Origin of the sequence: Rhizobium terrae (assembly GCF_003425685.1) — a bacterium.
Lineage (GTDB): Bacteria > Pseudomonadota > Alphaproteobacteria > Rhizobiales > Rhizobiaceae > Neorhizobium > Neorhizobium terrae.
Map to the genome: position 1 here is coordinate 271,482 of NZ_QJKM01000001.1, position 13,505 is coordinate 284,986.

Annotated in this window: 11 protein-coding genes; 1 reads left to right on the plus strand and 10 read right to left on the minus strand. The window is 61.7% G+C overall.

The window, feature by feature from the left end:
- Nucleotides 1–3 precede the first annotated feature (3 nt).
- Complete coding sequence (locus DMO26_RS01175) at nucleotides 4–2,253, minus strand: TonB-dependent receptor (RefSeq protein ID WP_226951146.1); 2,250 nt, start codon at nucleotides 2,251–2,253, stop codon at nucleotides 4–6.
- A gap of 13 nt (nucleotides 2,254–2,266) precedes the next feature.
- On the opposite strand from DMO26_RS01175, the gene DMO26_RS33490 reads away from it, so the two are divergent.
- On the plus strand, nucleotides 2,267–2,482 hold the full coding sequence (locus DMO26_RS33490) for a hypothetical protein (RefSeq protein ID WP_162894632.1): 216 nt from the start codon (nucleotides 2,267–2,269) through the stop codon (nucleotides 2,480–2,482).
- Here the strand turns inward: DMO26_RS33490 and DMO26_RS01180 are convergent.
- From DMO26_RS01180 to DMO26_RS01220, 9 genes are all read right to left on the minus strand, one after another.
- Nucleotides 2,479–3,453, minus strand: a complete 975-nt coding sequence (locus tag DMO26_RS01180; RefSeq protein WP_162894661.1) for a FecR family protein — start codon at nucleotides 3,451–3,453, stop codon at nucleotides 2,479–2,481. The two genes, DMO26_RS33490 and DMO26_RS01180, sit on opposite strands and share 4 nt — an antisense overlap.
- A 99-nt stretch (nucleotides 3,454–3,552) precedes the next feature.
- Nucleotides 3,553–4,068 (minus strand): sigma-70 family RNA polymerase sigma factor, encoded by a 516-nt coding sequence (locus DMO26_RS01185; protein ID WP_117190186.1) that lies wholly within the window; start codon nucleotides 4,066–4,068, stop codon nucleotides 3,553–3,555.
- A 237-nt stretch (nucleotides 4,069–4,305) separates the two neighbouring features.
- Complete coding sequence (locus DMO26_RS01190; protein WP_117190187.1) at nucleotides 4,306–5,604, minus strand: DUF6005 family protein; 1,299 nt, start codon at nucleotides 5,602–5,604, stop codon at nucleotides 4,306–4,308.
- Nucleotides 5,601–6,881 (minus strand): AMP-binding protein, encoded by a 1,281-nt coding sequence (locus DMO26_RS01195; protein ID WP_117190188.1) that lies wholly within the window; start codon nucleotides 6,879–6,881, stop codon nucleotides 5,601–5,603. The genes DMO26_RS01190 and DMO26_RS01195 overlap by 4 nt, the downstream gene beginning before the upstream one ends.
- Nucleotides 6,878–8,614 (minus strand): IucA/IucC family protein, encoded by a 1,737-nt coding sequence (locus DMO26_RS01200; protein WP_117190189.1) that lies wholly within the window; start codon nucleotides 8,612–8,614, stop codon nucleotides 6,878–6,880. Before DMO26_RS01200 ends, DMO26_RS01195 begins: the two co-directional genes overlap by 4 nt.
- Nucleotides 8,598–10,385: an IucA/IucC family protein gene (locus DMO26_RS01205; RefSeq protein ID WP_117190508.1), complete on the minus strand. Its 1,788-nt coding sequence runs from the start codon at nucleotides 10,383–10,385 to the stop codon at nucleotides 8,598–8,600. The genes DMO26_RS01200 and DMO26_RS01205 overlap by 17 nt, the downstream gene beginning before the upstream one ends.
- A 517-nt stretch (nucleotides 10,386–10,902) precedes the next feature.
- The gene (locus tag DMO26_RS01210; RefSeq protein ID WP_162894662.1) at nucleotides 10,903–11,226 is read right to left on the minus strand and encodes a hypothetical protein; all 324 of its coding nucleotides are present in this window, start codon (nucleotides 11,224–11,226) and stop codon (nucleotides 10,903–10,905) included.
- A 90-nt stretch (nucleotides 11,227–11,316) separates the two neighbouring features.
- Nucleotides 11,317–12,888: a PQQ-dependent sugar dehydrogenase gene (locus tag DMO26_RS01215; RefSeq protein ID WP_117190191.1), complete on the minus strand. Its 1,572-nt coding sequence runs from the start codon at nucleotides 12,886–12,888 to the stop codon at nucleotides 11,317–11,319.
- Nucleotides 12,888–13,325, minus strand: coding sequence for a DUF2231 domain-containing protein (locus tag DMO26_RS01220; RefSeq protein ID WP_117190192.1), 438 nt, complete (start codon nucleotides 13,323–13,325; stop codon nucleotides 12,888–12,890). The genes DMO26_RS01215 and DMO26_RS01220 overlap by 1 nt, the downstream gene beginning before the upstream one ends.
- Nucleotides 13,326–13,505 lie beyond the last annotated feature (180 nt).

The window sequence follows — 13,505 nt, forward strand, 5'->3', positions numbered from 1 at the left end:
TTTTCAGAACGTTGCCTTGGCGGTCAGCAGGAAGCTTCGGCCAGGCTCGAAGAGCGGTGTGACGGTACCGAATTCCTGGCCGTAGGTGGCACGTTCGGAATAGGTCTCGTCGAAGACGTTCTGGACTTCCGCGCGCAAGGTGAAATTGGGCAGCGCTTCCGGCTTCCATTCGGCGAAGATGTTGACCACTTCGTAAGCCTTGTAGGGCGGCGAACCGGTCGTGACGTGATCGTATTCCGGGGCGATCTCGATATCGCCACCGATCGTCAGCCCCCAGTCGACGAAGGTGTGGGCGGCCGTGAGGGTGACGATGTCGCCGACCGGCGTCGCCAGATAGTTGCCGGTATCGGAATCGGCAGGCGCGCCGTTGATATCGACACGGATATGAGCGTATTTGACCTTCACATAACCGCTTGCCCATTCATAGCCGGCACCGATCTCGAAGCCTTGAGAGACAAGATCACGGGCGCGGATGGCTGCCAGGGCACCGGGGAAGGGAGCCGGGGTCGTGGCGTTGTAGGCATAAAGAGGAACGCGCGCATCATCGATATCCGTGCGGAAGATGCTGCCCTCGGCGGTGAAGCCCTCATATTCCGCCTCCAGACCGATCATATAGTTGTTGGCCGTCACGACTTCCGGACCATTCGCCCCATAGGTCCAAGCGGGGTTCATGATGAAGTTTTCGGCCAGCGGAATGCCGGCCCAGACATGCGAGAAACCAGCCTTGGCGGTCAGGAAATCGGTAAGGTCATACTCGCCGGAGACGTTGGCGCTGAGGCCGCCATTGTCGAACTCCTGCCCGTTGATGCCCGTGAACCATTGATGGTCCGCGCGGGCGCCGAACGAAAGCCGGGTTCGTTCCCAAGGCTCCAGCCTCGCCTGAGCATAGAGGCCGACATTGCTCGCCTTCTCGCGCCCGGAGTCGGAAAAGCCGAGGACCGTGCTCGACGCGTCGAGCGCGGCGCGATCCCGGTAGAAATCGACGCCCGCGACGATATTTCCGATGTCGAACGAAAACTTGTTCTCGAACTTTCCGTTGAAGCTTTCCGTCTCCCCGGTCGATGGATAGGTGGTGGGAATTCCGGTCGGGCACCCCCGCGGGCAGGCGTAGCCGAGCGTCTCGACTTCGGTGCGGCTGTAAGAAAGCATGATCGTCGGGTCCCACCAGCCTTCCGGCGAGGTGTCCGTGTAGGTGAAGGTCGTGTTCTGCCGGTCGATCTTCAGGTCGCGGACGCGCGGTTCCCAGAACGGACGACCGGCGATGAAACCAATATTCGGGCGGAACGGCCGCGTGGCGTCGTCGTGCGAGCGATCGTAGCTGATCTCGAACCGATCGCCGCTTTCGGCCTCGTAGGCAAGCTTGCCGAGGCCACTGAGAATATTCGTTTCCGTACCCGGCACCTCGCTGCCATTGCCGCCGACGAAGTCGTCGCCCTTGCCGAAGTTGAAGAAGCCGAGGAATTCGAAACCCTCGCGCCTGCCATAGGCGCTGAGCCCGGTCGTTACCGTGTCGCTGTTGAAATTGTAGGTCGAGGTGACGAACCCGCCGAACGACTGCCCGGGCGCCAGCAGGTCGATCGCATCCTTGGTCTCGTAGTTGATCGAGCCTGCCAGCGCACCGGGACCGGCATCGGCAGGGGCGATGCCGGCATCGACATCCACCGCCTTCAGGAGGCTGGGATCGATGAGGTTGGTGGCGTTGTGATGGAAAACCTTGTTGTTCTGGCGCGCACCGTCGATGCTGACGGCAAGGTTGGTTTCCTCGATGCCGTGAACATAGACCTTCTGGGACATGGGAAGCGAACTGCCGACCTGCACACCCGGCTCCTCGCGGAAGACGTCCGCCAGGCTGGTCGGGTTGAGGCGTTCGAGCTGCTCCGGCCCGATGACGGTTTCGGCGACGCCGCCCTCCGCGCCGGGCTGGCCCTGCAGAACGATCGGCTGGAGCGTGGTGGCGTCCTGTGCCGGGAGATTGCCGGATGCGTTCCCCGCAGTGCCGATGACGGCAGTGCCATTGACGATCCGGTAGCCGATACCGGTTCCGGCGAGCATGCGTGCGAGCGCCTGATCCGGCGTGAAATTGCCGCTGACCGCCTGAGCCGTGACGCCCTGCGAGGTGGAAGCCGCAAGCGTGACTTGAAGGCCGGACTGCCGGCCAAAGGCATTAAGGGCCGACGCGAGCGGCTGAGCCGGTATACTGAAATTGCGGGTGGCCGTCTGCGCCTGGGCGGGAGCGGCAAGAATAGGGCTCACAACGATCGCGGCGGTGGCGACCGCCGCCGTTAAATTCCAAGCAAAAGCGTTTCTCCTGCCGCTTGCCTTTACCCCACGCGCTACTCCACTTCCCGGCAAGATCATCCGCCCCGTCTCCTGTATGCTTTTGTCGCAAAGGCCCCCCGGCCTGCGTTTCAGGGTAGAGACGACCATGCGCGGCGCTTTTTTCATCCAGCAGCGAAAATTTTCAGGAAATTTTAACGCCTAGAAAAGTGCGAGCACCCGCAGGTAGGGCGAGATGCGGTGTACCTTGCCGCCGTAAGGCTGGACGAGCGCTTCGAGTGCCCGATCGGGATCGGAAAGACTGTAGAGACCGGTCACACGTCGATTGGCGAGCTCGCTGCTCGGGACGCTGATCCAGGCGGCGTGATAGCGCTGCAGTTCCTCGACGACCGAGGCAATCGTCACATCGTTGACGAATAACCGGCCGCTCCGCCAGGCGGCCATATCCTCGGGCGCCAGCTTTCTGCGCGATATCTGCCCGCTGCCGCGGTTGATGCTGACGGAATCGCCGGGCGAAAGCTCGAATGCATGCGACGTTCCATCGACGCTGAGCCCGACAAGGCCCCGGACGAGTTCAACGGTCGTATCATCGGGCTTCATGTGCACGTCGAATGCCGTGCCGAGGACGGTCACCTTCACGCCGCCGGCGGTAACAACGAAGGGGCGCGACGGATCGCGCTTCACATCGAAGAAGGCCTCGCCCGCAAGCAGCTCCACGTGCCGCATGCCGTTCTCGAACTCGGTGTCGATTGCGCTTGCAGGCCCAAGTTCGACCACACTGCCGTCTTCAAGGGTAATCTTGCGGAGTTCGGCCGTTACCGTTCGGAAATCTGCCCGATATGCGAGGAGAAGGGAGGGGCCGGCCAACGCCAGCACAAGACAGGCCGCCAATGCCAGCGCTGTACCCACACTCCAGACGCGCCGCCGTCGCCGGACGGCAAGCATTTTCATTTGCGTCGTCGATCGCCAGAGGTCCTCGTGGACGGGCGTCGTCTCACCCATCAGCTCCCAGGTCTTGCAGGCCTTCAGCCAGGCTTCCCGATGCGCCGGCGAGCGGTTGAGCCACAGGCCGAATTCCCGTTCGACGACCACCATCCGGGATGATTCGCGCAGGCGCAGGAACCAGTCCATCGCCTCTTCCAGAATGCTTTCGTCCGTTTCGTCTTGCCCAGCCAAGTCTTCAACCTGCTTCGGATGTCCCGCCGCTTCTATCCGAAATTCCCCTTCTTGCGTAGGAACGATTGACGGGCCGGAATTTTTCGCCTGCCGCAGCGCTCAGGCATTTTTCCTGTCGAGCGCCGTTGCAATCCTGACCATGGCGGTTCGTACGTGACGATGGGCGGTGGCAACCGAGATGCCGAGATGTTCGGCGACGCCCTCCAGCGTATGGCCGCCGAAGCGGTACATTTCCACCGCGATACGGATCTCGCTCGGAAGCGCATCGAGCACGGCAGCCGCGATGCGGACTTCATCGCAGAACATCACCGTCTGCTCGGGATTGTCGGCCGGCTGCGGAACGGTCCAGAAGGGCGCATCCTCCGTATGGCCCCGATGCTCGATCTTGCGGCGTTTCAGCACGTCGAAGGAGAGGTTCCGGACGATGCGATAGAGATAGGCAAGGCCCTGGCGTGCCGATTCGCCGGGCGCCTTTCCGGGTGCGAACCGCAGATAGGCTTCCTGAACGATGTCCTCCGCCGCCTCCCGCGAGCCGAGAATCCGTGCCGCATAATCGACCAGCGCCGAGCGGTGGGTCAGATAGAGACTGTGCCGGTTTTCCGCTTCTAGGGTCATATGATCGAGGGGGCGAAACTTGTCTCATGGACCGGGCGGCCAGAAGCATTGACGCCTCCCGGCTGAACGGTCGATTTGAATTGCACGTCCGAATGGCTCATCATGCCGGACGGATATCTATCATTAAAAAGTTGATTGCAATAGTCATATTATGATGACGGCGGCAAGGACATCGACCCTTGCCGCCTCGCGCATTCCTTTTGCGTCGCGTTCGCCCACATCGTCGGGCGAACGGCCTTATCCGGCGGCCCTTCTCGGCAGCAGGATCGCCGGCAGGTTTTGATCGCACCAGAGGCCAAAAACCTCGCCGAGCCGGTCCTTGATCTTTCGTTCCAGCCGGTCGGATTCCTCCAGCCGGTCGAAGACCGCAGCGGCCTGCTCCCCGTCACCCGTCTGGCTGAGTTTCATGCAGGCGTAGTGGAGGTTCTTGAGAGACTGGAAAAGTGCTTCGATCTCCTCGCACCAGATCTCGAATTCACCGGCGGGCAGCTTCAGCGCCCGCCAGAAAAAGGCGAAGCCGTGCTCATAGGCATATTTGCGGATGGTGATGACAGGCAGTTCGCGCACCGCCGACGCGAGTTCCGCCAGTGTCAAGCCGTCGCGGCCGTGGAGATGGGCGTTCACGATGCCGCGGACCGCATCGACCAGCGGGTTCGTGTCCGCCACGAAACATGCCTCGAAATAGGCTTTCAGGTCTTGCGGTTCCGGATTGCGGGCAAGGGCGTTGTCGAAAACGTAACCGCCGCCGACCGTCGGCTGCATGATCGCATGGATGACCTTTTCCCGCTCGATCTCGCCCTCCCAGCGATAGTCCGGATCATGCACGAACCATTTTTCCGGATCGGCCGTCTTCTGCAGCATGAGATAATGGGGGAAGGGGTTCTGGTTGAACTTGTTCTCGCGCTCGGGCAGATGGAACATGTCGAGCATGACCATGACCGAGCCGGTTTCCGGACGGTTTTCGACGAGGTCGATCAACGTTGAAAGGTTTTCCGCCTTCGACCTTGCCGGATCGTACCATTCGCGGATGGGAACCCGGTAGAGCTGCGTGAACCAGTCGCGGAAGAAATCCTGGCTGATCTCGGGCGAGTGATAGAGAAGCTCGAAACGATCGCTGACAGTGAACTTTGCGTCCCAGACGCCGAAATAGAACGGCCGCTGGTCCAGCCCCTGCCGCTTCAGGCCGTCGCAGACGCAACTTACGAAGCAATGTACCTTGATGTCGTAATAGGCCTCCCCATGGACCCCTTCGTCGGTCGTGCCGCCGGTCATGGCGAAGGACGGAACGGCGGATTTCGGAATGTAGAGCCCGACCAGATCCGCGACGGTTTCGAGTTCCTGGCGGGCGATCGCCTCTTCCGGCATGGCCAGCCCGTATTCCAGCTCCAGATTGAGGAGGATCTGCAGGATCAGAACGGAATCCAGGTAGAGGTCCTCGTTGAGCCGCGCTTCCGGGGCAAAAGCCTGCATGTGCGGATGGGTCATGTGTTCGGAAAGCACGATGCGGACAGAGTCCAGAATTTCGTCGCGGGTCATGAGGCAACTCCTGCTGCCGGTGTGCCGAATTCGCCTGCCGCATGGCGGGCCGCCACATCGCGGCGACTGATCTTGCCATTCCCCTGCCGCGGGATCTCCGCGACCTCGATCATTTCCATTGGCAGCTGGTGGCTCGCGAGATGGCGGCTGCACCATTCGCGGACGTCGTTGGGCGTCACCGGCAAGCCGGCGCTATAGAGAAGCGCGACCCGCTCGCCCGCGAAACGATCGGCCTTGCGGAAGGCGACAGCATCGGTGATTGCCGGCATGGCCATCACCGCATCCTCTACATCGCCCGGATAGACGTTGAGGCCGGAGACATTGATCATGTCGTCCATCCGCGACAGGAAAACCAGCATGCCGTCCTTTCGCCGGTAACCGAGGTCGCGGGTATGGATCAGAGAGCCGCCTTCGGCCTTCACGACGATCTCTCCGGCGTCTTCGGCGCTTGTTCCCGTGGATGCCCGCAGGTGGGGCAGGATAAAGCCCATGTCAGCGGCGGCGCGCACATCCGGATTGATGGCGATGCAGCCGGATTCGGAGCAGCCGTATTGCTGGAAGAGACGGTCGCTCCGGGCGCGGATCTGCGTAAACCAGGGATCGGGCAGCAGGGTGCCGGAGGTCATGGCGGCGTAAAGTCTTTCGCCTTCGGGCAAAAGGCGGGAAAGGGTGTGAAGGATGGCCGGAGAGGAATAGAGCAGCGGCCGATCGGTCTCGCGCAGCACCTTCAGGAGGTATTTCGGGTTCGCCGTCTCGACGATGACAGGGACTTGCCCGCGTTTCAGGGCAACCAGAATGCCGCAGATCAGCCCATAGGAATGAGTGGTCGGGCAGGCGATGACCGGTGTCATGTCTTGGGGCTCGCGGAAGGTTGCGACATAACTTTCGACCTCGCGGTCGATCTCGTCCCAAGGCCGGGCGATACATTTCGCGGCCCCCGTCGTTCCCGAGCTCATATGCAAAAGCCGGCCGGGCGCTGGCGCCTCTTCCCGAACATCGAGCACTTCGGCGGTCAGGCTGTTGTAGAAAAGCCGGTCGCAGTTTGCCGTCATCGCGAGCCTGCGGGCGGCGGGATAGGGCGTGCCGGGGTGGATGGGCAGGACGCTCGCTCCAGCCTTGCGGATGGCAAAAAAGAAGGAGAGCCACTGTGTCGTATCGGTAAAGCACACCGCATAACGGCCACTATCGTGGCCGCTGAGGCCAATCTGTGCGGCGATACGCTCGGATGCCTGGTCGAAATAGGCGCGGTCGTAAAGCTTGCCGTCGATGCGGATCATGGCTTTCTCCTCCGTTCGGATGTTCTCGTGGTCAGGGCGTTCGGAATCTCGTGGTGATATTCCGGCTTCAGCGCGAGCAGTTTTCGGGTGATGAGGGATTCGGTCAGAATGTGCGGGCGGTCGTACCCAAGCTGTTCATGGCGATGCAGCACGCCATGCTCCTCCGCATAGGAGGCCAGCAATTTCTCCACACGCTGCCAGAAACGAAATTCCGGAAGTTCATAGCAAACATCGAAGAGATGCGAGATTTCGCTCAGGTTATAGACGAAGAGCGTATCCATCACGAGTTCGCGCAGCGAATCGAGATTGTCCGTCCAGTAATACTGGTCCGGTTCGGCATTGCGGTAGCGTGGGTCGAGTGCAGGGAAATCGGGCGCTTTTTCAGGATCGCGCAGGAAACCGGGAGAGAATTCGACGCTCTCGTGGAAGTCGCGCAGGATGAGCCGCACCGGCCAGCCATCCCGATGTACGAGCAGCATGTTCTGGCCATGCGCCTCAACGGCGATCCCATGCCGGACGAGCAGGTGCCAGACGGGCAGGATGGCCACTTCGAGGAGCCTGTTCATCCACGGCATCAGGCCGAAACGCGTGATCCACCCGTCCGCAAACGGCTTTCCGTCATGCTCGATCATCATCAGGGCGTTGAACGGAATGATCGCTTCGCCGGGACGGAGCGACGCCTCGGCGTTCTCGCGCCAGATCGCTCCGATCTCGCCCGCCAGTGGTCCGTCGCGATCGGCGATGATTCCGGCATATTCCTGCAGGACGGTCAGCGGATATTCCGCGTCGAACAGCGGATCGTTCCTGACGATACCCGCGATCCAGGCGGAGAGCGCGGGGGCGGTGCAGACGGAATGCGGCTCCAGCGTGCGCTGCGAAGACGTGTTGACGATGTTGAGCGGCAGCTTGATGCTCGCCGCAAGCGGGCGATCGATGTTGAACAGCGAACGTACCGACTGGCTTGCCACATAACGATCGCCAAACAAACCGAGACAATAGCCCTCGCCGGCGGCGATCCACTCTGCAAGCGCGCTCTCCTGGAGGGTCTTCCATTGCCACGGATGCAGCGGCACAAGTCCGAAGTCCTCGTCGGAAAGACCAAGTTCGCGCCGCTTGCCCTCGATCTCCGCCCAGGCCTCGGCACCGAGTTCGGCAAACCAGAAGGCCTCTTCGTTCTGCGGGAGCGTCTGGCTAAGATGCTTCCGGGCGATCAGCAGCCAGACCAGCCGGAAAGGCCGTCCGGCTTCCGGGCCGTAGGCCGCGTGATCCTGAAACGAAAAGCCGAGCCTTGCCCGGTAGCAGGGATGATAGGGATGGCCTTCATCCAGCGCCCCTTCCAACTCGACCAGCGACATGACGCGGCGATCCCGCGCCGGAAGATGAAGGTGGTTCCAATCCGAAAACGCGATCGTCTGCTCCAGTTCGCGAAGCAGCCTGCCGCGCGTGATGCCGCTTCCGGGCAGGGACGGTACGATCACTCCGAGCGAGGCTGGCTCCCAATGACCATGCCGCGTCAGAACCTCCACCGAACCCGGCGCGATGTGGAAACGTCCGAATGCGCCGGTCGTGCCGTGGCATCGAAAGTCACTTCCGCCGAGCGACCATGTCCATCGCGTCGTGCCCTCGTCGATGCTTTCGTGCGCCTTGATGATGCCCTCGAAGAGCAGCGCTGCCACCAACTGGCGGATCACCCGGTCGCGTGGCTTGCCGACGGCTTCAAGAGGCAATGGCATGGCCGGTCCTCGGTGAAGCGAGCGCGACCGGAACCCGGAGAGGGTTGGCGATCGGCCGGTAGAGGGAATGCGGGCCGCTGGACTGCAGCTCGTCCACGTCGAAAAGGCGCGTCGTGAGATTGGCCTTGGAGGTAATCGTCGGCAGGTCGAGGACATGCCGGACGAATTCCCTGCCGACACCGGACATCGTTTGCGCGCAGTCTTCGAGATGAGTCCTCAATGCCCGCAGAAGCGTGCCTTCGTCGCAAAGACCGTCGTGCCCCATCCGGCTGATGACCGAAAAAACCTGGTTGACGATCAAGTAATAGGCGAACCGGTCCCGGATTTCGGCATCCGCGAAATAAAGCGAAGCGATCGTTTCCGTTTCCGGCACATGGTGACTGAGCATGCGGCGATGGCGTTCCGAAAGATAGAAACCCTGGTTGTCGCGGTAGTAACCGCCACTCGGATATCCGGAGGAAATGTCGAGAAGGCTGTTCTGCTGATGGGCTTCGAGCGCTACCCCATGCTCATCATAAAGACGGATCAGCGGTTCGACCGCACAGGCGAGATAAAGCCGGAACCAGACGAGTGCGGTGTGGTGGATTCCGTCGCCGCTTGCCGCCGAGAGCGTCCGCACGATCTTCTCCAGCCGCGAGAGCCCGCCGGGAAGCGGATCGGCAGTGAGGGCAGCGATGGCCGCCACGCCGCGTGCCCGCTCTCCCTGGAAAGGGTTTTCCCGAAAGATGACTTCGAAGCCGCTTTCCTCCCGTCCGGGCAGGTCCAGCGTGATGTAAGCAGGATCGTGGATGATATGGAAATTTCCGGACCGCTTCGCAAAACCGATCCGGTTCATCAGCTTCGCCATCGCCACGCCGGCTTCGAGTTCCTGGCGGCGGTTGACGCGGAGAGAATTGGTGATCCGTACCGGAAGCGAAAATTTCAGCATCCAATCCGATTGGGCGCTGTAGACGGTGCGGACGGACGACGTCGCCGTGAACCACCGGCCTGCCGGCCCGATATGGCGCAGGTCGCCGCTCTGCTGCAGCTTCTGGATATCCGCATCGAGCAGAAGCGCCTCGGCCTGAAGCGGATGCATGGGAATGAGGCGCTCGTCTGATCCGATCCCGGGGGCATCGCCTGCTCCGCCGGCCAGGGCGTGCGCCATTTCCTCCGCACGCATTGCACCTGCAGAAGCCTGGCGCACCAAACCGGCTTTGACGGCGAAGTAATGCAGCCGGAATTGTCCTCGCAGCTCCGGGGCATATCGCTCCTGTTGCCAGAACGTCATGCCCTGTCTGCTTTTCGGAGTCGGGTGTTGCCAATGGCCGAAGACGAGCGACTGTTCCGTCTCGATGAAATGCCCCTCATCGCGAGGTTTTCGTTCCGCCTTTTCGATATAGACCGTCATTTGCTGGTAGCTGTCGAGCACCCGCATCAGAAGCTCGAGTTCGTACGTGCGCAGAACATCGAGGCGACCGTCGTCCATCTGGCGATAGGCTTCGTGGATGAGCATATGCAGGCCCGCCAGGGGTTCGACCGACCGCCAGGCGGCATCGGACGCAGTCCGCGCCCACAATTGCCCGAAATGCTGCGGTCCGCAGATCGACGCGGAAAGGATTTCCGCGCGCAGGAACGCCTGCTGCCGCGGCAGGGACCATTCAATCGCATCGGACGGACCCGCCGCGGTTCGATGCACGACCGGCGCCCCCGGATTGATCTCGCGCAGATAACAATTGGCGAAACTCTTGAACGTCGCCGCCTCTGCCGCCTGCCTTGACGATTGCATCATTTCCATCCCTGTTGCGCATGGCAACGCCCACTCAATGGCTCTTTGTTCGGGCGTCGGTCGGCGAGCGTCGGCAATCGGTGCCGGCGCTCAGCAAAACCGTCACCGACAGTGATCCGGCTGCTGCGAGCCTCGCCCGGGACTTGCGGGGCGCCGTGCGGGAACAGGGACATATCCAAGATGCGGATTGCTAGATGTAATGGCCGGCAAGTCGCATCGCGAGGTTGAGCGGCCTGGCGCGCCTGGCGGGATATGACGGTGAGGTTTCATGACGCGAACTCGTTCCTTGGCATCCGGCTCTGCGTGCCTGCTCTGCACGTATTCCAGGGACAAAGACGATCGGCTCTTCCGTTTTTTTCACTGCCCAGGCTTTTTTTGGCGCGCTTGTTATCGATCGCTCCGCGCGCAGCGGCCTCGAAAAAGATGGCCTCGGAGAGGCCGCCGGGAATTTGAAGGGCAGGCCGATCGGCGTCTTCCGACCGTGGCGTGGTGATCGTACCGGCAGACCAGCTGCGCAGGATTAGTCGCCGGTACCGTTGGAGGGGTTGGTGTCCGGAGGTAGTGTTCCGGGTCGAATGACGCGGGAAGGGCCGGTCTCGGGCGCAGGCTCAACCATGCCGCCGTCTCCGACGGATGGTGCTTTCAGTTCGCCGTCGCATGCATCAAGCTGGCCGACGGAATCCCGACGCTTCTCCGCAGATCCGTCGTTTTGTCCCGGCTGGGAGGGCGTCGGCGCGGTGCATCTGTCGGCGGGTGCCTGACCCAACGAGGTCGAGGGGAGGACTGCTGTCGCCATGGGCAGCAGGATGGAAAACGCGGCCAGTCTCGGCAATATCTTCAGCATGGCTTGATCCTCTTTGGAGGTCAACCGGATGCCGCGCCTGTCGTTCCCGAAAAACTCCGCCAATCCGCATCGCCGCAGCAGCGAGCTGATTTACGGACCCGTGGCCGGAGCAATCTGCGTCTGCGACGGTTGCAGCTTTTCCGGTTGTCCTGCGAGCGGCTGCTGGCCGGTCAGGCGTTCGTCCACCGAACCGGCTTGCGGCGCTGCGGACGCGGAGGTCGAACCGGTCGTTTCCGTTCCGATACCCGGAGCCCGGTCCGTCTTCGTATTCGCGGACACCTGCGGGTTTGCCGACACCTGGTCGGTGCCGATCGGCTGCGGAACGATCTTGCCGTCGGCCCCTGCAACGCGCCAAAGCGTATTGCCGGCATCGTCGGCAACGAGCAGCGCGCCCGTCCCGTCGATCCCGACGCCAACCGGACGGCCCTTCGCCTGATCGCCCTGAATGAAGCCCGTTACGACATCCTGGGCCTTGCCGGACGGCCTGCCGTTTTCGAACGGCACATAGACCACCTTGTAGCCGTTGAAGCTGTCGCGGTTCCAACTCCCGTGCTCGCCGATGAAGGCGCCGTTCGCATAAGCGGGGGGAAGCGCCGAATTCATCGAAAAGGTGAGCCCGAGCGCGGCGACGTGGCTGGACAAGGCATAATCCGGCGCGATCGCTTTCTCGACCATGTCGGGGCGCGGCGGGTGCACCCGGGCATCGACGTGATTGCCGTAATAGCTCCAGGGCCAGCCGTAGAATGCACCGTCCTTGACCGAGGTCATGTAGTCGGGGACGAGGTTCGGTCCGAGTTCGTCGCGCTCATTGACGACCGTCCAGAGCGCACCCGTCTCGGGATTGAAGGCAAGGCCGTTCGGATTGCGCAGGCCCGATGCGAAGACCCGTGCAGCACCGGTTTGCCGGTCGACCTGCCAGATCGCTGCACGGCCCTTTTCCGCTTCGAGCCCATTCTCGACGATGTTGGAGTTCGAACCGACCGAGACGTAGAGCATCCGTCCATCCGGGCTGAGCGCCAGATCCTTGGTCCAATGATGATTGATCGGGCCGCCAGGCAGGGGGGTCAGGATTTTCGGCTGGGCGGCGATTTCATTCTGGCCGAGTTCATAGGGATAGGCCAGGATTGCGGTCGTCGACGCGACGTAGAGGGTATTGTCGGCCCAGGCCACGCCGAACGGTGAATCGAGCTTCTTCAGCAGATCGTGCCTTTCGTCCACCGTGCCGTCGCGGTTCGTATCGCGAAGCAGGGTGACGATATTGCTTTCCTTCTGTTCGCCCCCACCGCCGCCATGGGCGATCGACATGATCCATCCCCGGATCATATCCTTCGGGCGCGAAGTGGGTTCGCCGGATGGTCCTCGCGACTGGATCACCAGCACATCGCCGTTCGGCAATGTGTGGACCGTGCGGGGGTTGGCGAGATCCTTCGCATAGGCGGAGATCGTCAGGCCATCCGCAACCTTGGGCATCTCCCCATCCTTCCAGCCGACGACCTCGGCGACCTTGAGATCGGGAAGCAGGGAAGGGGAGGGCTCCGGCAGTACCGGATTCGGACCGATCTGCTGCGAGATGTCGAAACCTCCGCTTTGTGCGTAGGCGGCAAGACCGACGCCGAGCGATACCGACAGCACCGATACGCCGACAACGTTCGTCTTCATCATCATACCCTCCAGGCCAGTCTGGCATATTTGCGAGCGGAAACCGCTGCGGCGACGAGCGACAGAAAGACCGTGACGGCAGAGAGCAGCAGTCCGTAGGGAACGACCGCGGTCCATCCGTCGCCGGCATGTACGAGGCTGTTGGCGACGGCGAGCGCCAGGATCACGAGATAAAGAAGGATGGAGCCGAACGCCGGTCGCAGCGGGCGGGTACGGGGACGCATCAGATCCATCAGTCCGGCGAGGATCGAGACCGCGCCTACCACCAGCCCGGCGAAAAGAAGCCAGGCCGAGAAATTCTGCCACATCAGATTATTGCTCTGCCAGAAGGCGATATCGGTTGCCAAAGCGAGCGTGAAACAAACGAATGGGAAGGGGACAAAGAGGGCCTGGATCGGATAGGCGGCCGCGTCTCGGTTGGGAGAGGAAAATACATCCATTGAAGTGCTCCCGAAGGCAAGAGCTTATCGACGACAATTAACCCGCAACGAGCGGATTTGTTCCATGTGTCGGTGTACCGCCGCGGACGGTATTAAGAGGGACGTTTTAAGCCTATTCACCGATCGGGTTGTGATCGTAAATAAAACATGATTAATATAGTCATGTTATTTCGGGTTTGC

Coding starts and splice junctions, on each gene's coding strand:
- DMO26_RS01185 (WP_117190186.1), bottom strand. CDS start 4,068: ATGACCCTAGAAGCGGAAAACCGGCACAGTCTCTATCTGACCCACCGC.
- DMO26_RS01190 (WP_117190187.1), bottom strand. CDS start 5,604: ATGACCCGCGACGAAATTCTGGACTCTGTCCGCATCGTGCTTTCCGAA.
- DMO26_RS01195 (WP_117190188.1), bottom strand. CDS start 6,881: ATGATCCGCATCGACGGCAAGCTTTACGACCGCGCCTATTTCGACCAG.
- DMO26_RS01200 (WP_117190189.1), bottom strand. CDS start 8,614: ATGCCATTGCCTCTTGAAGCCGTCGGCAAGCCACGCGACCGGGTGATC.
- DMO26_RS01205 (WP_117190508.1), bottom strand. CDS start 10,385: ATGATGCAATCGTCAAGGCAGGCGGCAGAGGCGGCGACGTTCAAGAGT.
- DMO26_RS01210 (WP_162894662.1), bottom strand. CDS start 11,226: ATGCTGAAGATATTGCCGAGACTGGCCGCGTTTTCCATCCTGCTGCCC.
- DMO26_RS01215 (WP_117190191.1), bottom strand. CDS start 12,888: ATGATGAAGACGAACGTTGTCGGCGTATCGGTGCTGTCGGTATCGCTC.
- DMO26_RS01220 (WP_117190192.1), bottom strand. CDS start 13,325: ATGGATGTATTTTCCTCTCCCAACCGAGACGCGGCCGCCTATCCGATC.